This window comes from Streptomyces sp. NPDC058665 (assembly GCF_042714995.1).
In the GTDB taxonomy this organism is placed as follows: domain Bacteria; phylum Actinomycetota; class Actinomycetes; order Streptomycetales; family Streptomycetaceae; genus Streptomyces.
This window is the reverse complement of record NZ_JBHXRX010000026.1, coordinates 90,683-112,062: the sequence shown is the minus strand read 5'-3', so window position 1 is coordinate 112,062 and position 21,380 is coordinate 90,683. Positions and strand designations below refer to the sequence as shown.

19 protein-coding genes and 2 pseudogenes are annotated in these 21,380 nt (G+C 70.7%); 12 read left to right on the top strand and 9 right to left on the bottom strand.

The features are described 5' to 3' along the window. Nucleotides 1-336 precede the first annotated feature (336 nt). The 7 genes and pseudogenes from dnaB to ACFWV8_RS19140 all read left to right on the top strand — a co-directional run bounded on the left by dnaB (nt 337) and on the right by ACFWV8_RS19140 (nt 9,132). Nucleotides 337-3,786 carry a replicative DNA helicase gene (gene dnaB, locus ACFWV8_RS19170; RefSeq protein WP_384203256.1) on the top strand — a complete coding sequence of 1,150 codons (3,450 nt, stop codon included), beginning with the start codon at nt 337-339 and terminating at the stop codon, nt 3,784-3,786. Nucleotides 3,787-3,978: 192 nt separating this feature from the next. Beyond that, a pseudogene (locus ACFWV8_RS19165) lies at nt 3,979-4,275 on the top strand (urease subunit gamma); the annotation flags it as partial. Further along, on the top strand, nt 4,255-4,779 hold the full coding sequence (locus ACFWV8_RS19160; RefSeq protein WP_384203282.1) for an urease subunit beta: 525 nt from the start codon (nt 4,255-4,257) through the stop codon (nt 4,777-4,779). The pseudogene ACFWV8_RS19165 and the gene ACFWV8_RS19160, both read left to right, overlap by 21 nt. Then, entirely contained in the window at nt 4,776-6,803 is a 2,028-nt protein-coding gene (locus tag ACFWV8_RS19155) for an urease subunit alpha (protein WP_384203254.1), read from the top strand. Before ACFWV8_RS19160 ends, ACFWV8_RS19155 begins: the two co-directional genes overlap by 4 nt. Before the next feature lie 89 nt (nt 6,804-6,892). Beyond that, nucleotides 6,893-7,567 (top strand): urease accessory protein UreF, encoded by a 675-nt coding sequence (locus tag ACFWV8_RS19150; protein WP_384203251.1) that lies wholly within the window; start codon nt 6,893-6,895, stop codon nt 7,565-7,567. 24 nt (nt 7,568-7,591) lie between these two features. After that, nucleotides 7,592-8,287, top strand: coding sequence for an urease accessory protein UreG (ureG, locus tag ACFWV8_RS19145; protein ID WP_384203248.1), 696 nt, complete (start codon nt 7,592-7,594; stop codon nt 8,285-8,287). Next, the gene (locus ACFWV8_RS19140; protein ID WP_384203245.1) at nt 8,284-9,132 is read left to right on the top strand and encodes an urease accessory protein UreD; all 849 of its coding nucleotides are present in this window, start codon (nt 8,284-8,286) and stop codon (nt 9,130-9,132) included. Before ureG ends, ACFWV8_RS19140 begins: the two co-directional genes overlap by 4 nt. A 105-nt stretch (nt 9,133-9,237) precedes the next feature. Here ACFWV8_RS19140 and ACFWV8_RS19135 read toward each other — a convergent pair whose 3' ends face one another. Together ACFWV8_RS19135 and ACFWV8_RS19130 are read right to left on the bottom strand one after the other, a co-directional pair. Then, the gene (locus tag ACFWV8_RS19135; protein WP_384203242.1) at nt 9,238-10,329 is read right to left on the bottom strand and encodes a CU044_5270 family protein; all 1,092 of its coding nucleotides are present in this window, start codon (nt 10,327-10,329) and stop codon (nt 9,238-9,240) included. After that, nucleotides 10,326-10,973, bottom strand: a pseudogene (locus tag ACFWV8_RS19130) (RNA polymerase sigma factor). The gene ACFWV8_RS19135 and the pseudogene ACFWV8_RS19130 overlap by 4 nt, the downstream one beginning before the upstream one ends. Before the next feature lie 105 nt (nt 10,974-11,078). On the opposite strand from ACFWV8_RS19130, the gene ACFWV8_RS19125 reads away from it, so the two are divergent. Next, nucleotides 11,079-11,627, top strand: a complete 549-nt coding sequence (locus ACFWV8_RS19125; protein WP_384203239.1) for a GNAT family N-acetyltransferase — start codon at nt 11,079-11,081, stop codon at nt 11,625-11,627. 36 nt (nt 11,628-11,663) lie between these two features. On the opposite strand, the gene ACFWV8_RS19120 is transcribed toward ACFWV8_RS19125, so the two are convergent. Further along, a complete protein-coding gene (locus tag ACFWV8_RS19120; RefSeq protein ID WP_384203236.1) occupies nt 11,664-12,671 on the bottom strand; it encodes an aminoglycoside phosphotransferase family protein in 1,008 nt (335 codons plus the stop codon). An 89-nt stretch (nt 12,672-12,760) separates the two neighbouring features. Between ACFWV8_RS19120 and ACFWV8_RS19115 the strand changes: the two genes are divergently transcribed. Beyond that, nucleotides 12,761-14,047 carry an MFS transporter gene (locus tag ACFWV8_RS19115; protein ID WP_384203234.1) on the top strand — a complete coding sequence of 429 codons (1,287 nt, stop codon included), beginning with the start codon at nt 12,761-12,763 and terminating at the stop codon, nt 14,045-14,047. On the opposite strand, the gene ACFWV8_RS19110 is transcribed toward ACFWV8_RS19115, so the two are convergent. Then, the gene (locus ACFWV8_RS19110; RefSeq protein ID WP_384203231.1) at nt 14,044-14,682 is read right to left on the bottom strand and encodes a TIGR04222 domain-containing membrane protein; all 639 of its coding nucleotides are present in this window, start codon (nt 14,680-14,682) and stop codon (nt 14,044-14,046) included. The genes ACFWV8_RS19115 and ACFWV8_RS19110 overlap by 4 nt on opposite strands. 187 nt (nt 14,683-14,869) lie before the next feature. On the opposite strand from ACFWV8_RS19110, the gene ACFWV8_RS19105 reads away from it, so the two are divergent. After that, entirely contained in the window at nt 14,870-16,246 is a 1,377-nt protein-coding gene (locus ACFWV8_RS19105) for a serine hydrolase domain-containing protein (protein ID WP_384203228.1), read from the top strand. Between the two features lie 36 nt (nt 16,247-16,282). Here ACFWV8_RS19105 and ACFWV8_RS19100 read toward each other — a convergent pair whose 3' ends face one another. Further along, complete coding sequence (locus tag ACFWV8_RS19100; protein WP_384203225.1) at nt 16,283-16,795, bottom strand: GNAT family N-acetyltransferase; 513 nt, start codon at nt 16,793-16,795, stop codon at nt 16,283-16,285. Between the two features lie 10 nt (nt 16,796-16,805). Further along, nucleotides 16,806-17,279, bottom strand: coding sequence for a MarR family winged helix-turn-helix transcriptional regulator (locus tag ACFWV8_RS19095; protein ID WP_384203222.1), 474 nt, complete (start codon nt 17,277-17,279; stop codon nt 16,806-16,808). A 233-nt stretch (nt 17,280-17,512) separates the two neighbouring features. Here ACFWV8_RS19095 and ACFWV8_RS19090 point away from each other — a divergent pair, with 233 nt between their 5' ends. After that, on the top strand, nt 17,513-18,757 hold the full coding sequence (locus tag ACFWV8_RS19090) for an MFS transporter (RefSeq protein ID WP_384203219.1): 1,245 nt from the start codon (nt 17,513-17,515) through the stop codon (nt 18,755-18,757). On the opposite strand, the gene ACFWV8_RS19085 is transcribed toward ACFWV8_RS19090, so the two are convergent. After that, nucleotides 18,687-19,169 carry a DUF2269 domain-containing protein gene (locus ACFWV8_RS19085; protein ID WP_384203216.1) on the bottom strand — a complete coding sequence of 161 codons (483 nt, stop codon included), beginning with the start codon at nt 19,167-19,169 and terminating at the stop codon, nt 18,687-18,689. The genes ACFWV8_RS19090 and ACFWV8_RS19085 overlap by 71 nt on opposite strands. Nucleotides 19,170-19,245: 76 nt before the next feature. Here ACFWV8_RS19085 and ACFWV8_RS19080 point away from each other — a divergent pair, with 76 nt between their 5' ends. Continuing rightward, a complete protein-coding gene (locus ACFWV8_RS19080) occupies nt 19,246-19,908 on the top strand; it encodes an HAD family hydrolase (protein ID WP_384203213.1) in 663 nt (220 codons plus the stop codon). A 13-nt stretch (nt 19,909-19,921) separates the two neighbouring features. On the opposite strand, the gene ACFWV8_RS19075 is transcribed toward ACFWV8_RS19080, so the two are convergent. Together ACFWV8_RS19075 and ACFWV8_RS19070 are read right to left on the bottom strand one after the other, a co-directional pair. Next, the gene (locus tag ACFWV8_RS19075; RefSeq protein WP_384203209.1) at nt 19,922-20,401 is read right to left on the bottom strand and encodes an NUDIX domain-containing protein; all 480 of its coding nucleotides are present in this window, start codon (nt 20,399-20,401) and stop codon (nt 19,922-19,924) included. Between the two features lie 52 nt (nt 20,402-20,453). Continuing rightward, the gene (locus tag ACFWV8_RS19070) at nt 20,454-21,347 is read right to left on the bottom strand and encodes a LysR family transcriptional regulator (RefSeq protein WP_384203206.1); all 894 of its coding nucleotides are present in this window, start codon (nt 21,345-21,347) and stop codon (nt 20,454-20,456) included. Between the last annotated feature and the right edge of the window lie 33 nt (nt 21,348-21,380).

Here is a 21,380-nt window from a genome sequence, read left to right as displayed (position 1 = left end):
GAGAAAGTCCAGCTCAGAGGGGGTGTGGCGGCGAGGTCGCGAGGTTGTCCACAGAGCTGTCCCCCGGTCCGTGCACAGGTTCGCCGGGGTTCTCCACAGCATATGGTCCTTCGTCCACATGGCCTGTGGATAACCAGATTGGCGGACGGTCCCCGCAGGCCTACCGTGGACCGGCGTCCGACGTGCCGGAACCGGAGTCAGGCCACTCGATTTGTCAGTGCGGTGCCGTAGAAAGAGTGGCACGGCCAGGGCCTGTCGTGTGGATCGGGCCGCGAGCCAGGCAAGATCCACACGACAGGCCCTAGGTCCGCTGGGCGGACGGGAGGAGGTGGCCCGATGAGCATCCCCGAGCCATTGGACGACCCCTGGACCGAAGCCGGGCCGAGCGATCGTCTGCCTGCCTCCCGCCAGCGCCGCGGTGAGGCGAAGGGCCGCGACGAGCAGCACGAGCGCGGCAGGGACAACGCGTCGTGGGACGGCGGATCGCCCGGCTTCGAGCGGGTGCCTCCCCAGGATCTGGACGCCGAGCAGTCCGTCCTCGGCGGCATGCTCCTCTCCAAGGACGCCATCGCCGACGTCGTGGAGATCATCAAGGGTCACGACTTCTACCGGCCCGCGCACGAGACGGTCTTCCAGGCGATCCTCGACCTGTACGCGAAGGGCGAGCCGGCCGACCCCATCACGGTGGCCGCAGAGCTGACCAAGCGCGGTGAGATCACCCGGGTCGGCGGAGCGTCGTATCTGCACACGCTGGTCCAGTCGGTGCCGACGGCGGCGAACGCGTCGTACTACGCGGAGATCGTGCACGAGCGCGCGGTGCTGCGGCGCCTCGTCGAGGCCGGCACCAAGATCACGCAGATGGGATACGCGGCGGACGGCGACGTCGACGAGATCGTCAACTCCGCCCAGGCCGAGATCTACGCGGTCACCGAACAGCGCACCAGCGAGGACTATCTGCCCCTCGGCGACATCATGGAGGGCGCGCTCGACGAGATCGAGGCGATCGGTTCACGCAGCGGTGAGATGACGGGCGTGCCGACGGGGTTCACGGACTTCGACTCGCTCACGAACGGGCTGCACCCGGGCCAGATGATCGTCATCGCGGCCCGTCCCGCGATGGGTAAGGCCCTTGCTCTGGACACCCCGCTGCCCACCCCCACCGGCTGGACCACCATGGGAGAGGCGCAGCCGGACGACTTCCTGCTCGACGCGACGGGCCGACCCACACGGGTGGTGGCAGCGACCGGCATCATGCGTGATCGCCCCTGCTACAAGATCACTTTTGATGACGGATCGAGCGTCGTCGCCGATGCCGAACACCAGTGGCTCACGGAGACGCGCGCCTCCGGCCGATCGGCTGAGGTCAGGACCACCAAGGAGATCGCCGAAACGGTCCGCTGTCTCACGTCTGACGGGCGCGCGAACCACTCCGTACGGACCACCGCACCCCTTGACCTGCCCGAGCGCGATCTCCCCGTGGCTCCGTACGAGCTGGGCGCCCGGCTCGGCGATGCGGGCGACGACCCGGCGAGGGGACTCCCGGGGGACAAGCACATCCCCCAGGAGTACCTACGGGCCTCCCTCGCGCAGCGTCGCGCACTGCTCGCAGGCCTTCTCGGCGCCGACGGCGCGGTGACCGGCACGGGATCCGCGCGCTTCGCCGTCACGGATCGCGCTCTCGCCGAGGGCTTCCGTGAGCTGGTGCTGAGCCTCGGGCACCGGTGCGAGGTGTCGACCGAGCGCGTCGACCGCGCCGGTGAAGGGCCGGGAGAGTCGCGCTACACGATCAGTTTCACGACAGCCGACGAGGCGGCACCGGGGCCCACGCGGCGTTTCATCACGGCTGTCGAGGAAGTGGACAGCGTCCCGGTCCGCTGCGTCCAGGTGGACAACCCCGCGCACCTGTACCTCGCGACTCGTTCCATGATCCCCACCCACAACAGCACGCTCGCGCTGGACTTCGCGCGCGCGGCCTCCATCAAGAACAACCTGCCGAGCGTCATCTTCTCCCTGGAGATGGGCCGCAACGAGATCGCGATGCGTCTGCTCTCGGCCGAGGCGCGGGTGGCGCTGCACCATATGCGCTCGGGCACGATGACCGACGAGGACTGGACGCGACTGGCCCGCCGGATGCCGGACGTCTCCCAGGCGCCGCTCTACATCGACGACTCACCGAACCTGTCGATGATGGAGATCCGCGCGAAGTGCCGCCGGCTCAAGCAGCGCAACGGACTGAAGCTGGTGGTCATCGACTATCTCCAGCTGATGCAGTCCGGCGGTTCCAAGCGCGCGGAGAGCCGCCAGCAGGAGGTCTCGGACATGTCGCGAAACCTCAAACTGCTGGCGAAGGAGCTGGAGCTCCCGGTGATCGCGCTCTCCCAGCTGAACCGTGGCCCCGAACAGCGCACGGACAAGAAGCCGATGGTCTCGGACCTGCGCGAGTCGGGCTGCGTCACGGCAGGCACCCGCGTGCTCCGCGCCGACACGGGCGCGGAGGTCACGATGGGCGAGCTGCTCGCCAGTGGTGAGCGGGACATCCCTGTCTGGTCGCTGGACGAGAACCTCAGGCTCGTACCCCGCACGATGACGCATGTTTTCCCGAGCGGCGTGAAGGAGGTCTTCCGGCTGAGGCTGGCCTCGGGCAGGGAGATCGAGGCGACGGCGAATCACCCGTTCCTGACATACGACGGCTGGCGGCCGCTCGGCGAGCTCGGTGTCGGCTCGCGGATCGCGACTCCCCGTCGGATCGATGCCCCCGCGCGTACGACGGCGTGGCCGGAGCCGGAGCTGGTCATGCTCGCTCACCTCCTCGGAGACGGCTGTGTGGCGCCGCGCCAGTCGATTCACTACACGAGCAACGACGACGCGAACCTCCGCGCCGTCGAGGAAGCGGCGGCACACTTCGGGCTCTACGGCAAGCGCGCGCACGAGAAGTTTCTGCCGCCCGAGCTTTTCGGGCTCCCGGACGAGCAGGTTCAACTGTTCCTGCGCCATCTGTGGGCGACGGACGGCTCGGTGACGGTCTCCAAGTCCGGCGCGGTGCGGATCTACTACGCGACGACGAGTGAGCGGCTGGCCCGCGACCTCCAGTTGTTGCTGCTGCGTCTGGACATCCGTGGACGGCTGCGCGCCGTGGGCAATACCCGGGGGCGGCCGGGATGGACGGTTGATATCTCAGGTGTGGACGACCAGCGGCGATTCCTGGCGGACGTGGGGGTTCACGGGGCGCGGGCCAGGCACGTGATCACGGCCTCGGAGCGGCTGCGGGATGTCAAGCCGAACACCAACCTGGACACGGTGCCCAAGCAGGTATGGGACACCGTGCGCGAGCTGATGCGCGGACAGGCGGTGACGACCCGCGCCTTCCAGCTGGCGCTGGGTACGAATTACTCCGGGTCTGCGCTCTACAAGGCGTCACCGGGTCGTGCATGTCTGTCGAAGGTGGCCGAGGTCCTCCGGAGCGCCGATCTGGACATGCTGGCCACGAGTGACGTCTTCTGGGACGAGGTCGTTTCCGTGGAGAGCCAAGGAAGGCAAGAGGTCTACGACGCGACGGTGTTGGGGACGCACAACTTCGTAGCGGACGGGATCAACATTCACAACAGCATCGAGCAGGACGCGGACATGGTGGTGCTGCTGCACCGGGAGGACGCGTACGAGAAGGAGTCGCCGCGCGCGGGCGAGGCGGACCTGATCGTGGCGAAGCACCGTAACGGCCCGACGGCGACGATCACGGTGGCGTTCCAGGGCCACTACTCCCGCTTCGTGGACATGGCGCAGACCTAGGGTCTGTCCGGTGGGTCGGATCGTCCCGCGGCGCGGGTTCATCAGGTGGTGTGGTTTATCCGAGGTTCGGCCGTTTCGCTGAACTTGTCCGCCGATGATCGAGGAGCGCCCGGTCGCCGGCCTGGGGGATGTGTTCGTGATCTCCGGTGTGCCTGGTCGCACGCACTGTCCGACCAAGAGAAATGGCTCATCGTGCATTTGACTCCGCATGAGCGGGAGCGCCTGCTGATCCATGTCGCGGCCGACGTTGCACAAAGGCGCCGGGACCGCGGGCTGCGTCTCAACTATCCAGAAGTGATGGCCCTGTTGACGGTGCATGTCTTCGAGGCGGCGCGCGACGGCGCGACGGTCAGCGACGTCATGGACTCGGGGCGGCAGTTGCTCACCCGTGACGAGGTGATGGACGGCGTCCCGGAGATGATCAAGAACGTTCAGGTGGAGGCCACCTTCCCGGACGGCACCAAGCTGGTGACCATCCACGACCCCGTTCCGGAAGGCGCGGAGGAGCCGGGCGTCCACCCGGGGAAGGTCGAGCACCCCCGGCCACCCGGTGAACCGGACTCCTCGCAGGTCGGCCGGTACGACCCGATTTACTTCAACGTGCACCTCGACGGGGACACACAGGGCGTCAGTTTGCAGAGGGACGCCACCACCTTGCCGGGGCCTGGCAGGACGAGGATCAAGGTGAGGAACGAGTCGGACCGTCCCGTCCAGGTCGGCTCCCACTATCACTTCGCCGAGGTCAACCCGGGGCTCAAGGTCGTCGGTGTCGAGGTGCCCGCCGACCAGGCGGTCCCGGATGACCGCGGTCTGTGGAACTGCGACGCGGCGAAGGGCCGACGGCTCAACATCGCCGCGGGCACCTCCGTGCGCTTCGAGCCCGGCGACGAGCGCTCCGTGGAACTGGTGCAGATCCAGGGCGATGTCACGGCCGGCGGCGACACCGGCGACCTGACCAGGATCCAGGGACTGCGCGAGGGGATCGTCCGATGAGCGCCCCACAGGGACAGGGCTGCGGCCAGGGGCCGAAGCCGGGCAACGAGCTGACGCGGGCGGACTACACCGCGCTGTACGGACCGACCACACGCGACCGGGTCCGGCTCGCCGACACCGACCTCACGCTGGAGATCGAGGCCGACTGGAGCGGCGGTCCTTCGTACAGCGGCAACGAGGTGATCTTCGGCGGCGGCAAGGTGGTCCGCGAGTCGATGGGAATGTCGCACCTCGCCAGGGACGGAAGGCACACCGACGGCACCGCCACGGACCACCGGCCAGTGGACACCGTCATCACGGGCGCGCTGATCCTGGACTGGTGGGGTGTGGTCAAGGCCGACGTCGGCATCCGCGACGGCGCGATCACGGCCATCGGCAAGGCGTACAACCCCGAGACGATGGACCCGATCGCGAGCGACAGGTTCGAGACGCCGAACCGTACGACTCCGGGCAACACGGTTCCGGTGCCGGTGACGCCGGTGAGTTTCGTCATCGGGCCGAGCACCGAGGTCATTTCCGGCAATGGGCGGATCCTCACGGCGGGCGGCGTGGACACCCATGTCCACTTCATCTGCCCCGGGGAGATCCACGAGGCGCTGGCCTCGGGTGTGACCACCCTGATCGGCGGCGGTACGGGACCGGCGGAAGGCAGTACGGCCACCACCGTCACCCCGGGCGCGTGGCACATCAGGCGGGTTTTCGAGGCGCTGGACGAGTTCCCGGTCAACATCGGTCTGCTCGGCAAGGGCAGCACGATGAACGAGCACGAGCTCAACGCGCAGGTGGACGCCGGTGTCTGTGGCTTCAAGATCCACGAGGACTGGGGTGCCACGCCCGCGGTGATCGACCGGGCCCTGGAGGTCTGTGAAGAGCGCGGTGTCCAACTCGCCCTGCACGCCGACTCGCTGAACGAGTCAGGGTTCCTGGAGAGTACGCGTGCGGCTTTCACCGGGGACGGCAGGGACGCAGGGGGGAAGCCCATGAAGATGAAGGCGCGCTCCCTCCACATCTTCCATGTCGAGGGTGCCGGCGGCGGTCACGCGCCCGACATGATCGAGCTGGTCAAGGAACCGAACGTCCTCCCGGCCTCGACCAACCCGACGCGTCCTCTGACGGTCAACACCGTCAAGGAGCACGTCGACATGATGATCGTGTGCCATCACCTCAACCCGGACATCCCGGCGGACATCGCCTTCGCCGACTCCCGGATCCGGCCGTCCACCATGGCCGCTGAGGATCTCCTCCACGACATGGGCGCGATCTCCATGATGTCCTCCGACGCCCAGGCGATGGGCCGCATCGGCGAGATGGTCATGCGTACCTGGCAGACCGCGCACGTCATGAAGAGCCGCTACGGACCGCTGAAGGAGGACCTCGAAGCCGCGGGGGTCCGCGCGATCACCGACGACACGGACCACTCCTTCAACGACCGGCGGCGGCAGCCGAACGACAACTTCCGGGCCCGCCGGTACGTCGCCAAGTACACGATCAACCCGGCGATCACCCACGGCATCGACGGCCATGTCGGCGATGTGGTGACCGGGAAGCTCGCCGATCTGGTGCTGTGGGAGCCGAAGTTCTACGGCGTCAGACCGCACATGGTCCTCAAGGGCGGCCAGCTCGCGTACGCGCAGGTCGGTGACGCCAACGCGTCGATCACCACGCCGCAGCCCTACCAGGCGCGCCCGGTCTGGGGCTCCACCGGCCGCTCCCCGGGACGCAACTCGGTGAACTTCGTGGCTCCGGGCGTGGCCGGCAGACTGAACGGAGACGGCACCGGCGGCAGTCCGGGCCTCGGTCTCGGCAAGGACTTCGTGGACATCGCACGCACCCGGGACGTCACGAAGGCCGACATGAAACTGAACGGCACCGTGCCCGACAGCCTCGAAGTCGACCACAACAGCTTCGAGGTCACCATCGGCGGTGCGACCACGAGCGACGCCCGCACGGAACTCAACGGTGCGACCGTGCCGCGCTCGTACGTCAGCGAAGTACCTCTGGCACAGCGGTACTTCCTCTTCTGAACTGCCGTTCTGAACGGCTTCTGAACCGTCGCCCGCTCACCTCCGGCGAGACTTCCGACCCCGTGAATGTGAAAGGCAGCCGCTCACCCATGAGCCGTGCAGCCCTGCTCCTGCTGGCCGACGGCCGCTTCCCCGCCGGAGGGCACGCCCACTCAGGCGGCGTCGAAGCCGCGATCGCCCACAAAGCCGTACACGACACCAACAGCCTCCAGGCGTTCTGCCGCGGCCGTCTCCACACCACCGGCCTGACCATGGCCGGTCTGGCAGCCGCGGCTGCCGCCGGAGTCGACCCGCTGCTGCTGGACGAGGCAGCCGACGCACGCACCCCCGTCCCCGCGCTGCGCGCCGTCGCACGTCGGCTCGGCCGGCAGCTGATGCGCGCGGCCCGTGCCACCTTCCCGTCCGAGGAACTGGAACGGCTGGCCGCCGAGCGTCCTCGCGGCGCCCACCAGCCGCTCGTGCTGGGTCTCGCCGCCCGCGCCGCCGGGCTCACCCCGCTGGACGCCGCCTGTGCCGCGGCGTACGAGAGCGTCAGTGGCCCGGCCACCGCGGCGGTGCGTCTGCTCAGCCTCGACCCGCTCGACGCCTCGGGGCTGCTGGCCCGCCTCAGCGCCGAGACCGACGCCGTCGCCACGGCCGCAGCCCACGCTGCGGACCGCGTCACGGTCGAGGGCGTCGACGCCCTGCCGTCGGCGTCCTCGCCGCTGCTGGACATCACCGGTGAACAGCACGCCGCCTGGACCGTCCGGCTCTTCGCCTCCTGAACCTTCCCACCTCTGGAGTTCTTCGTGCACCTCGACCAGCCCGTCACCATGCCGCTCCACCACACCCACAGCGCCGAGCCGTTCAGCGCCGACGGCACCCGCCGAGCCCTCCGGGTCGGCCTGGGCGGGCCCGTCGGCTCCGGCAAGACAGCGAGCGTCGCCGCGCTCTGCCGCGCCCTGCGTGACCGCTGGTCGATCGCCGTCGTCACGAATGACATCTACACCCGCGAGGACGCCGAATACCTGCTGCGCGAGGCCGTGCTGTCGCCCGAGCGGATCACCGCGGTGGAGACCGGCGCGTGCCCGCACACCGCGATCCGCGACGACATCTCGGCCAACCTCGAAGCCGTCGAACACCTGGAGCGGACTCTCCACCCCCTCGACCTCACGCTCGTCGAGTCCGGTGGCGACAACCTCACCGCGACCTTCTCCAAGGGCCTCGTCGACGAGCAGATCTTCGTCATCGACGTCTCCAGCGGGGACGACATCCCCCGCAAGGGCGGCCCCGGCATCACCACCGCCGACCTCCTCGTCATCAACAAGACCGACCTCGCCCCGCACGTCGGTGCCGACCTAGCCACCATGGCCGCCGACGCCGAACGGCAACGCGGCGGTCTTCCCGTCATCTTCACCAGCCTCACCTCGGACGACGGCATCCGCGAGGTCGCCGAATGGGTCACCGCCCACCTCAACGCGTGGCACGCCAAGGCCGCCGTATGAGCCCCGCCGCGCAACTCGCCGCGGACCAAGGGGCACCGGCCGGGATCCCCTCCGGAGCCGAGGAGCCCGCCGGGCACCCGGACGGGGTGCGGGCCACGGCCCGTATCCGTGCCACGTACAACGGGCGCGCCACCACGCTTCCGCAGCTGCGCAGTGACGGTCCGTTCCACCTCCGGCGCATGCGCACCGACGGAAACACCGCCAAGGTGGGGATCATCGGTGCGATGAGTGCCCCGCTCGGCGGCGACCGGCTCACCATCGACGTCACCGCCGGGGACCGGGCCGTACTGGAAGTCACGACGGCCGCCGCCACGCTCGCCCTGCGCGGTCCCACGACCGCCCCGGCCACTTACGACGTACGGCTCACCGCCGGGGAACACACCACCCTGCGCTGGCTGCCCCAGCCGCTGATCAGCGCCGCGGGCAGCAACCTCCGGCAGACCTGCACCGTGGAACTCGCCGCCACCTCCCGGCTGTTGCTGCGAGAGGAGCAGCTCCTGGGCCGGGCCAACGAGGATCCGGGCCACCTCGTCAGCCGACTCCTGGTCCACCGCGCCGGAAGACCGCTGCTCGACCAGCGGACGGCGTACGGGGACCCCGAGCCCGGTTGGGACGGCCCGTCCGTCCTGCACACACACCGCGCCGTCGGCCAACTCCTGCTCGTCGACCCCGAGATGGGCACGCCCCGTGGCCCCGTACTCCTCGGCGAGGGTTCCCGGGGCGGATGCGCCGTCCTCACACCGCTGGCCGGCGGCCCGGCACTGCTCGCCACCGCCGTCGCACCGACCTCATCGGCCCTGCGGGAACTGTTGGACGAAGCCCTCGCGCACGCCCTGCGAGAGTAGAAGGCCGGGGCGCGGCGCGCCATCGCCGGATGCTTGCGGGGAGCCACCCGCACGCCACCCGCACGCCGCCCGCGCCCCGCCCCCGCCCCGTCCGGGTGCCGGTGTTCAGCTCGCCCGGGTGAGCGTCTGCTTGATGCCGTCGACGACGGCGCGGCTGGTCACGGCGCTCGTGTGGGTGACGGTACCGGGCTTGATCAGCAGGTCCTCGGGGTTGGGGTTCTCGCCCCTGGTGACCTGTACGTGCCGGGTGCCGAGGAAGGTGAGGGTCTTCTCTTCGAAGATCCACTCCTCGCGCTCACCGCTGACGTTGTCCAGGCGCGCCACGGCGATGCCCTCGCGTCCCTCGGCGTCGACGGCGCCGTCGACCGTGACGACACCGGGGATCTTCGTCACAGCCTTGTAGAGCGCGGCCTCCAGCCCGGACGGCGGGTAGCTCTCGCCGAGCAGGTCCCCGATCGCGGAGAACGCCGCCTGGTCGGGGCTGTTGCCCTGCCCTTCGCTCTCCGCGTAGACCTTCTTGAGCAGGGCGTCGGGGTCGGTGGGCAGCTTGCTCAGGATGTCCCACGACGAGGAGGAACCGTGCGGCGAGTCGAGCGTCTCGCCGCCCTCGGGGCTGACGCCCGGCTCGATCAGCCATCCCTTGTGCCCGTCGGGCGACTGCCAGACCTGCCGGCGGTGCGGCTTGTCGCTCACCACGGTGTGCTCGTCGCCGGAGGTCTTGACGTGGGTGTCGGCGGTGGTGGACTCCACGTAGAGGAACTGGTCGGCGCGCGGCTCCGGAGTCGGGGATTCCGTGGCGGCCAGGGAGATTCGGTCGAGCAGGGCGACGGTGCCGGTGGCGCTGGCGCTGCCGATCTCGGTGGTCAGGACCGGTCCGGCGGTGAGGCCGGTGCCGCTGTCGGTGCCGTCCTGTCCGGCGAGGACACCGCTGGTCGCGATCACGCCGGCCAGGGCACACGCCGCGAGTGGCAGAACGATCGCCGGGCGCCGGAACCAGCCGCGCCGCTCCTGGGGGCGGGCCAGCGCGGCGGCCGGCGCGGCGGCGGGGGCGGTGGTGCGTGTCTCGTCGTGGATCTGGGCCATGAGGCGCTCCTTGTGGAACTCGTGGCGGCCCACCGGCAGATCCCGCTCGGCCGGCGGCAGGAGACCCTCGGTCTCCCGCCACTCGGCCGGACGCGGTGAACGATCGGTGTTCATCGGTTTCCCTCCCGTGCGGACCGGACCGCGGATGCGCGGTCTCCTCTTACCTGTCGAACTGGCGCGACGAGTTCCCTTTTCTCCGCGGCGAGTTCGGCGTCGGCGAGTCTGCCCAGCTTCTTGCGGGCGCGGGACAGCCGGGAGCGGACGGTACCGACGGGGACGCCCAGGACGGTCGCCGCCTGCGCGTACGGCATGCCCTCCCACAGGCACAGCACCAGCACCTCACGTTCGCGGCGCTTCAGCGAGGCCAGCGCGCGCAGGGTGGCGGCCAGTCGCCGGCGGTCGTCCACCCGGCCGGCGATCTCGCCGGCGTGGTCGGGGATCTCCAGCGCGCCCCGACGGGCGTCGGCTACCGACGCGGCGGCCGCCGCGCGGTAACGCCGGTTGCTCCGCAAGTGGTTGCGGGCGACGTTGGTGGCGACGCCGAGCAGCCACGGACGCAGCGATCCCCCGTCCGCGTCCACCTTCTCCCGCATCCGCCAGGCCGCCATGAACGCCTCCGCCATGACGTCCTCCGCGACGGATCAGTCGGCGGTCAGCCGAAAAGCGTGGTTGTAAACGGCGCGCGCGTAGGCGTCGAAGAGCTCCGCGAAGGCGTCGGGGTCGCCGTCCCTGATCCGAGTGCGCAATTCTGTGGTCACGTCTGGGACCTGTCCGGCACGGTGTGGCGAGTTCCAGTGACGTGCGTCACAGCGCGATCGATTATTGGTTTGCCGCCTGTCGGCCCGGTCGGATAGGAAGCCTGCATGCTACGAGGCAGCAAGGTCGGGCTCAGGGCCCGGCATGACGAGGACGTTCCGATTCTGGAGGCCGAGCTCTACGGCGACGTGGTCAACGCCGCGCGGGCCGAGGCGGGGCCGTGGCGGCCGATCACGCCCGGGTCGAAGGAATCGCCGGCCGTGGTGGACGACAAGGAGCAGGGGCACGTCCCGTTCTCCGTGGTGGAGTTGGACGGCGGCGCGCTGGTCGGTGCCGCGACGCTGTGGGACCTCGACACCCACAACCGGTCCGCGCACATCGGACTGGGGCTGCTGCCGTCGGCCCGTGGCAAGGGTTACGGGACCGACGTGGTCGCGGTGCTGTGCCACTACGGCTTCGTCGTGCGCAGCCTGCACCGGCTGCAGATCGAGACGCTGTCGGACAACACCGCGATGCTGCGCTCCGCGGAGCGCAACGGCTTCGTCCGCGAGGGTGCGCTGCGCTCGTCGGCCTGGGTGATGGGCGAGTTCCTGGACGAGGTGCTGCTCGGGCTGCTCGTGGAGGAGTGGAAGCCGGCCTCGGAGGAAACGCCCTAGGCCGGATAATTTCGGCGCCGGGTCGGTCCGTCGGCGTCACAGCGGGGGGTCGGCGAAGAGTTCGACCAGCCAGCGCGCACTCTCCGCGTCCCCCGGGGCCACCCCGCCGTCGGATGTCCCGGGGAAGAGGCGGCCCCAGGCGCAGGCCCGGCCGATCGCGCCGAGGCGCCAGGCCAGGGTGGCGGCGCGTCGCAGCTCGGCCGTCGTGTGGCCGGGGCCCGTCCATGGCTCCAGGTAGGCGTCCCGGAGCCGCGGCAGTACCTCGGAGCCGTACCGGTCGCGGGCCGCCAGCGCGGGGACCAGCAGGCTGCAGAAGGGGTGCGAGACCGCCGCGTCGCCCCAGTCGAAGAAGGTGAAACGGCCCGGTGCCGGGGCGAAGAGCTGGCCGTCGTGCAGATCGGAGTGGTCGAGCGTGTCGGCGATGCCGATGTCCGCGAGCTCCGCGCACCAGTCCACGAGGCGGGGGCGCGACGCGCGCAGCGCCTCGCGGCCGGTGGGCCCCAGCTCGGTGTTGCTGTCGACGACGCTGTCGAAGATCTCCGGGAGAACGGCCGGACGGGCGTTGGGAACACCCAGCAGTTCGATCTTCTCGGAGTACGGCCGCAGGGCTCGCTGCATCTCGGCGTACTGGCGCAGCAGTTCCTCCCAGGCCCCCGGGCCGCCGGAGCCGCCGTTCAGTACGTCCCTGAAGAGCGGTCCGCCGTCCGGAAGCAGTGACCAGCCACGGTCGGTGTCGACGGCGAGCGGCTTCAGTACGTGCTCGGGGACCCAGCCCGCCAGCGCCTCGGCCAGTCCGGCTTCGAAGGCACTGCCGGGCGGGTTGGCCTTGAACCACACGGCTTCGTGCTCTTCGACCGGCATCCGCACCAGCACGGACCAGGGCCGCAGCCGCACCGTACGCCGTCCTGTCTCGCGCAGCCCATGAGCCGCGAGCCGGCGCTCCGCCCAGCCGAGGGCGGCCTCCCGCCACTCGTCCTGTTCCCAGGGGGTCACCGCGTCCGGGTACTGCCCCCGGTCCGGGACCACCGACGCATCACGTTCCATCGGTCCATCCCACCAGTGTGCCCGTCGGCGCACAACGAACTTTTGTGGCTGGGGCCGGCAGGTCAGCAGGTCAGAGGGGCGAGAGGGGCATGGGTGTGGCGGGCGGGGGGAAGCTGGGGCGACGGTTCGGGTGGCTGTGGGCGTCGTACGCCGTCAGTTCGTACGGCACGGCGCTCGGGTTCGGCGCGTTTCCCCTGATCGCTGTCCTCGTGCTGGACTCCGGGCCGGCCCAGGTCGCGGCGCTGGCCGCCACCGGGCGGGCGGTCGGAGCGCTGCTGGCGGTGCCGCTCGGTCCGTGGGTGGAGTTCCGCCGCAAACGGCCGGTCATGGTGGCCATGGACCTGGTCCGGTTCGCTGCGCTGATGAGTGTCCCCGCCGCGTTCGCGTTCGGCAGGCTCAGCTTCGCCCAGCTCCTCGTCGTCTCCGTAGTCGTCGCCGCGGCCAACATCGCCTTCAACGCGGCCGGCGGCGCGTACCTCAAGACGCTTGTGCCGCCGAAGGACCTGCTCATCGCCAACGGCCGCTTCGAGTCCACGACATGGACCGCGACGATGGTCGGACCGCCGCTCGGGGGAGCGGCGATCGCGATCCTCGGCCCGGTGACGACCGTGGCGGCCGACGCCGTCAGCTATCTGCTCTCGGCCGCGGGAATCCGCGCCATCGGCGGGAGCGAACCGAGCCCGCCCCGCCGTGCGAACCTGCCCCGCCGCGCGAGCCCGCCGCGCGCCGCCACGCCGCGGCGGCTGCGCGCGGGCGATCTGCTCGAAGGGTGGCGCGCCATCCTCGGTCAACCCACCCTGCGCCGGCTGTTCTTCAACTCCCTCACGGTCAACTCCCTGATCATGGCCGCCGAGCCGCTGCTGGCCGTACTTCTGCTGGGCAGTCTCGGGTGGGCACCCTGGCAGTACGGTCTCGCGTTCGCGCTCCCCTGCGTCGGCGGCCTCATCGGCTCCCGCCTCGCGTGCCGGCTCGTGGCACGGTTCGGGCAGCGCGGGGTGCTGATCGTCTCCGGGGTTTCGCGCGCCTGCTGGCCGGTCGGGCTGGCGTTCGTGCAGCCGGGTGTGCCCGGGATCGCGCTCGTCATGGCCATCCAATTCGGCCTGGTGACCTGCTGCGCGGTGTTCAACCCGGTCCTGGCCACCTACCGGCTGGAACACATCGCGCCCGACCGGGTCGCCCGCACCCTGACCTCGTGGTCGGTCAGCAGCAGCGCAGCCATCGCCGCGGTGACCGCCTCGTGGGGTCTGCTGGCCGCCCTCACCACTCCCCGTACGGCGATCGCCGTCGCGGGGCTCCTCCTCCTGGCCACCCCGCTGCTGCTCCCGCGAGCAACTTCCAGCTCCTGTCCGGTGGAAGACCCACCGGACAACACCTAGTCGCTGCCCCCGCCTCCGCCCCCACCGCTTCCGCAGCTGAAGCCGCCCGGTTCCGGGGACCCGTGCGTGCCGGAGCCCGGGTCCGAGGACGAATCCGGGTCGTACGCGTACTCGTAGTCCGGTTCGGCCGCCCTGCCCATACGGATCAGGGTCCGCCCCAGACCGGACGGGACCGACGTACCCGCGACGAGGCGGCGCAGCCGTCGGTCCGGGTGTCCGGCCGGTCCTTCGAAGATGTACGCGGGGAACGTCGCCTCCTTCTTGGCCGCGGCCAACTGCCGCCTGCCCGCCGGGGTGAGCCGGTGCCGGCTCCGGGCGACGAGGCCGATGGCGACCAGCTCCCGCTTGATCTCCGCGACTTCAGGCCCGCCGCGCAGGGCGTTCGCGACGACCTTCAGGCTCCTCCCGCGCTGGCAACTGGCGAGGACCGCCCGTTCGACGGGGTGCCTCGCGAGGCCGTCGCTCTCCTCGGCCGCCCGCACCCGGGGGCCGACGATCGTGACGGCCCCCCGGTCGCGCAGCGCGAAGAGCGCGGCTTCCAGGACGCGTTGAGGTCCGCCGGCCAGATAGGCCACTTCGTACGCTTCGAGTCGTCGTTCGGCCGCCGGGACGTGCCGTCGTATCGTGGTCCGCACAGGAGCCCCCGTCCCTGATGTCGTACCTGATGTCGTCTTTCGCCAGTATGGCTGCGATGCCCGGAACGGGCCCCGGCGCGACGGCAGTTCAGAGGAAGACTTGAGGTACGGCCGCGTGCGACGGCGCGGTCCCGCGCCGGGCCGAAATGCGGTCGACGCGGACCGGCCCTACCGATAGATGTGGACCATGACCTCACCTTTGGAAGACCTCCTTCCCGGTACGCGACGGGCCCTGCTGCACCGCATCGCCACCGCGCAGTCGGAGGGCCGCGCTCCCTCGCTCGTCGGCGCTGTCGCGCGCGACGGGCGCACCGTCTGGTCGGGCGGGCGCAGTTGTGTGGACGGGCATGAGCCGGACGCGGACACCCAGTACCGGATCGGCTCGATCACCAAGTGCTTCACCGCCGTTCTGGTGTTGCGGCTGCGTGACGAGGGGCTGCTCGATCTGGGTGACCCGCTGGAGAAGCACCTCCCCGGCACCGGGGTCGGTGCGGTCACCATCGCCCAACTGCTCGGCCACGGGGCGGGCTTGGCGGCCGAGGCACCGGCGCCCTGGTGGGAGCGCACCCCGGGTACGACACGGCCCGAGCTGGCGGATGTCCTCGGTGAGCACCCCGTGCTGCATCCCGCCGGGCGGCTGCACCACTACTCCAACCCTGGCTACACCCTGCTCGGTTCACTGATCGAGGCGATCCGCGGCGCGTCCTGGGAGGAGGTGCTGCGGCGGGAGATCCTGGAGCCGCTGTCCCTGCGCCGTACGAGCACACAGCCCGTCGCCCCGGCGGCAGGCGGCTGGGCCGTGCATCCCTGGGCCGACGCGCTTCTGCCCGAACCCGCCGAGGATCTCGGTCTGATGGCCCCCGCCGGCCAGCTCTGGTCGACGGCCGAGGACCTGTGCCGCTTCGGCGCGTTCCTCGCCGAGGGCGACGACCGTGTCCTGAGCGCGGCGTCCCTGCGGGAGGCCCGGACGCCCGCCACACCTCCGGAGAGCGGGGAGTGGGACGGCGGTTACGGGCTCGGCGTGCAGCTGGCCCGCCGGAGGGGCCGCACGCTGGCCGGGCACACCGGCTCCCTGCCGGGCTTCGTCGCCGCGCTCTGGGTCAGTGCCGAGGACGGGCTGGTCGCCGTCGCTCTCGCCAACGCCACCTCGGGACCGCTCGTCGGCGCCGTCGCCGCCGATCTCATCGGCATCGTGGCGGACGCGGAGCCCCGTATCCCCGAGCCATGGCGGCCACTGCCCGAGGTCGACCAGACGCTCTTGGAGCTCACGGGCCCCTGGTACTGGGGCGCGAGTCCGTTCGTACTGCGCCTCACGGCGGACGGCGGGCTGGACTTCCGGCCGCTGCGCGCGGCGGGCCGCCGTTCCCGGTTCACGGCGCGGCCGGACGGGACCTGGACGGGCCTCGACGGTTACTACACGGGGGAGACGCTGCGGGTCGTCCGGCGCCCGGACGGCCAGGTGAGCCATCTCGACCTGGGCTCCTTCGTCTACACCCGCGAGCCGTACGAGCCGGGGGACGCGGTCCCGGGCGGGGTGGACGAACAGGGCTGGCGCGGCCTGTGATGTTTCACGTGAAACCACACAAAGGCGCAGCCAGGTCTACGCCCCGGCCTCCAGGCTCAGCTTCAGTCCGACATGGGACGCGGTGAAGCCGAGCCGCTCGTAGAAGCGGAGGGCGTCCGTACGCGACGCGTCGGACGTCAGCTGCACCAACTGGCAGCCCTGGCGCCCGGATTCGTCGATGGCCCACTGGATCAGCCGGGTGCCGAGGCCGGAGCCGCGCTCGTCGGAGTGGACCCGTACGCCCTCGATGACCGACCGTGTGGCGCCCCGGCGGGAGATGCCGGCGATGATCGTCAGTTGCAGCGTCCCGACGACGCGTCCGTCGCGCTCGGCGACGACCTGGTACTGGTTCGGGTCGTCGGCGAGCCGCTCGAAGGCCCTGCGGTACGGCGTGAGGTCGTCCGGCGACTCGCGCGCCGCGCCGAGCCGGTCGTCGGCGAGCATGGCGACGATCGCCGGGAGGTCGGCGGCTTCGGCGGGCCGTATACGCAGATCGGTGGCCGGATCGGTGCCCGGATCTGCGTGCGGCTCGGTGTGCTGATCGGTCATGGACCGCAGGTTACGCCGGTGCCGACCGCGCCGGCACACGCAGCTCTTCCACGGCCCTGACCAGCGGCGCGAGCTCGGGATTCGTTGCCGCCGCGTCCAGTGCCTCGCGCAGCGCGGTGTCGTTCGTCGGCCGTGCCTCGGCCAGCAGCCGCAGGCCCGTCTCGCTGACGTCGGTGTAGATCCCGCGCCGGTCGGTGGGGCAGAGATAGCGGGTGAGCAGCCCCCGGTCCTCAAGGCGGGTGACCAGACGGGTGGTCGCGCTCTGGCTGAGGACCACGGCGTCGGCGACCTGCTTCATCTGGAGGTGCCCGCCTTCGCCGTCGTGCTGGCGGCTGAGGACGTCGAGCAGTGAGTACTCGCGGACGCTGAGATCGTGCCCGCTCTGGAGAGCCCGCTCGATGTGCGACTCGATCCTGCTGTGCAGCAGGGAGAGGGCCACCCAGCCCTGGGCGAGTGCGGTGAGTGCGGGGTCCGTGGCAGTCATGGCGTCGTCTTCCTCCGTCGTCTCCGCAGTCTCCATCGACCGGAGCTTCCTCGGCCCAGGATAGGGCACGTCTGCAATATAGCGCGCTTGCAATTAAACGGCGTCTGCAAGTATTGTCCACGCTCGTAAAGCGCACGCGCAATCAGCGCCTGCCAGGCAAGCAGCGTCGGCCGCCCAAGCGGCACCTACGCGGCCGACGCCTCGTACCTCGTACTCCGGGAAAGGCCACACCCATGCCACTCGCCCTCCTCGCCCTGGCCATCGGGGCGTTCGGGATCGGGACCACCGAATTCGTGATCATGGGGCTGCTCCCCGAGGTCGCCACCGAGTACGGCGTCACCATCCCCACCGCGGGCCATCTGGTCAGCGGTTACGCCCTCGGGGTCGTACTCGGCGCGCCGATCATGACCGTCCTGGGCACCCGCGTCAGCCGCAAGCGCATGCTGATGCTGCTGATGGGCCTGTTCATCGCGGGCAACGTGGTGTCAGCCCTCGCCCCCACCTTCGGCCTCATGCTCACCGGCCGCGTCGTCGCCTCGCTCGCCCACGGCGCGTTCTTCGGCATCGGATCGGTCGTCGCCGCGGGCCTCGTCGCACCGCACAAGCGGGCCGGCGCCATCGCGATGATGTTCACCGGTCTCACCCTCGCCAATGTCGTGGGCGTCCCCCTGGGTACGTACGTCGGCCAGAACACCGGCTGGCGCGCGACCTTCCTCCTTGTCGCGGGCCTCGGGGTCGTCGGTCTCGCCGGTGTCGCCAAGCTCGTACCGGAGCAGCCGCGCCCGAAGGGCGTACGGATCCGCCACGAGGTGGCCGCGTTCCGCAACGTCCAGGTCCTGCTCGCCATGGGGATGACGGTCCTCGGCTTCGGCGGAGTCTTCGCCGCGATCACCTACATCACCCCGATGATGACGCGGACCGCCGGCTTCGCCGACTCCTCCGTCACCTGGCTGCTGGTGCTTCTCGGCCTCGGCATGGTCGTCGGCAACCTCGTCGGCGGCCGGTACGCCGACCGCCACCTCATGCCCATGCTGTACGTGTCGCTCGGCGCCCTCTCCGTCGTCCTCGCGCTCTTCACCCTCACCGCGCACGACAAGATCGCCGCCGCCGTCACGCTCTTCCTGATCGGGGCGCTCGGTTTCGCGACCGTGCCGCCGCTCCAGAAGCGCGTGCTCGACCAGGCGTCGGGCGCCCCGACGCTGGCCTCCGCGGTCAACATCGGCGCGTTCAACCTGGGCAACGCCCTCGCCGCCTGGCTCGGCGGCCTGGTCATCGGCGCCGGGCTCGGCTACACCGCGCCCAACTGGGTCGGTGCCGCGCTCGCCGCTTCCGCGCTGCTCCTCGCCGTCGTCTCGCACACACTCGAACGCCGTGCGGCCCGTGGCGGCGACGGCGCCGCCACGGACCTCACCGGGCCCGGTGCCGCCGCCCCCGCCGCGTCAGTCCCCACGGTTTCAGCACCGACACGGCGGTCATGAAGAGATACGCGCCGGTCGCCACGGTCGGCGCCGCGACCAGGCTGATGTCGGGCACGCCACCGCTGTCCGCGGCCTGCCCGATCCCCGGCCGCAGCGCGAAGACCGTCGCGGCGCCGGTGACGAGCGTGATCCAGAACTTGATCCAGACCCAGTGGTACCGGGCCAGCCCCCACGGCGTACCCAGCGAGAGCACCAGACCACTGACGAGCGTGACGACGACGATGGGCGCGAGCAGCAGATCGGCGAAGACGTCCATCGCGCGGTAGGAGGCATCGGTGAGAGTGGGGTCGCCGGTGGTGTACGCGGTGATACCAAGCGTCAGCAGGCCGAGGGTGAGGCCCAGCCAGCTCACGGAGACGGCGACATGGACGACGAGGAGTGCCCGGCGGGCGGGCCGCTTGAGTGGTTTCACGTGGAACACGGTGTCGTGATTCGTACCGGAGGGCGTCTGACGTCGGGAGTAACCGCCCGTACTAACCTCGGCGTACATGGACAGCCCTGGGAAGCACATCGGCGACCGCCCTCGCACTCTGCACCTCTTCGACCTCGACGGCACGCTGATCCGGGGATCGGCCGCCGCGATCGAGCTGTCCCGGCAGCTCGGCGTGGGCGCCGAGATCGCCGCGCTGGAGGGGGAGTTCCTGACGGCGGGACTGGCTCCGGACGAGTTCGCCGTACGGGCCAGGGAGCTGTGGGCGGAGCTCACCGCCGCACAGGTGGAGGCGGCCTTCGAGGGAGCACCGTGGCTGGCCGGGATCCGGGAGGTCTGGGAGACCATCCGGGGGCGGGGCGACTACTGCGCCGTGATCACGCTGTCGCCCGACTTCTTCGTGGAGCGGCTGCTGCCGTGGGGCGCGCACGCGACGTACGGCTCACGCTGGCCGGCGCCGCCGTTCACCGCGCCGGTGGACCGGGCGGGGATTCTCAACGCGGCGGCGAAGGTACGGATCGCCGGCGAGCTGTGCGCGCGGTTCGGGGTACGGCCGGCGGACTGTGTCGCCTTCGGGGATTCCATGTCCGACGCGGCCGTCTTCGCGTCCGTACCGCGCGCGGTGGCGGTGAACGCGGACCACCATCTGACCGGGCTCGCCACGCACACCTACACGGGCGGCGATCTGCGTGAGGCGTTCGCGCTGATCGACGGCTCTTGAGAGATGTCCGGCGTCAGCCCAGGTCGGGCGCGTGCATCGCCCGTACGCCCTCGATGTTGCCGTCCAGATAGTGCCGCAGCGACAGCGGTACGAGATGGACGGCGGCGATCCCGACCCGGCTGAACGGCACCCGTACGATCTCGTACTCCCCGGACGGCTCGTCGATCTCCGGCCCGTGCCGCAGCGACGGGTCCATCGATTCGAGCCGGCAGACGAAGAAGTGCTGCACCTTCACGCCGGTGACGCCGCCGTCCGTGATGTGCTCGACGGTGTCGACGAAACAGGGCACGACATCGGTGACCTTGGCGCCCAGTTCCTCGTCGACCTCGCGGTGGAGTGCCGCCACGACCGTGGTGTCGTCCGGCTCGACGCCGCCGCCGGGAGTCAGCCAGTACGGATCCACACCCGGCTTGGTGCGCTTGATGAGGACGAGATGGTCGTCGTCGAGCAGGATGGCGCGTGCGGTGCGCTTGACCACGGGACGTTCGGTCATGGGAAGAGCGTGGCCCGATACGGCCGGGTCGAAACTCCTCCGGGCCCTGCGGTCACCAGTCGACCGAAGCACGCAGCAGCCATTCGTGCGCCCGCGCGATGTGCGGCAGGGCGAGTGTGCCGGTGCGTACGACGAGGAAGTACGTGCGCAGCGGCGGCACCGGCGGGTCGTAGAGGGCGACGACCTCGCCGCGTTCCAGCGCGGCTTCGCACAGATAGCGCGGAAGTACGGCCAGTCCCGCGCCCGCCGCCGCGCTCTCCAGGACGGCGCGCAGGTCCGGCGCGATGACGGCGCCCGCGGCGGCCGGCCGCGAGTCGAAGACCGAGCCCCAGTAGCGCGAGACGAGCGGCAGGGACTCGTGGACCTCCACCACCGGCAGCTGCTCCAGGACGACATGGCCCTTGCGCAGTACGTCGTGGCCCAGCCGCCCGGCCCAGCGGGGCGAGGCGACCAGCACGTGCTCCTCGTCGCAGAGCGGCGTCGCGGTGAGCAGCCCGCCGCGCGGCCTGGCGGTCGCGATGGCGAGGTCGTGGTGCCCGGCGGCGAGGCCGTCCAGGGTCTCCTCGGCGTTGCCGAAGAACGAGGCGCGGAGCGCGAGGCCCTGGCTGATCAGCGGCGTGAGCGCGGGCAGGGCGCGTACGGCGGTGAACTCCGGCGGCCCCGCGAGATGGAGCGTCCGGACGCCCGACTCGTCGTCGAGCCCGGTCTCGGTGATCTCGACCAGGGCGTCGAGATGGGGCGCGGCCCGGTGGGCGAGTTCGTCGCCGATGGTGGTGGGGGTGACGCCCCGGGCCTGGCGCAGGAACAGCGGGCGGCCCAACTGGCGTTCCAGGGTGCGTATCTGGCCGGTGACCGCGGGCTGGGAGAGGCCGAGCAAGGCAGCGGCGCGGGTGAAGGAGCCGGCTCGGTGGACGGTGACGAAGGTGCGCAGCAGGGCCAGGTCCATGTCAGCCCTCCTCAACTTCCGGTCCCACGCGAG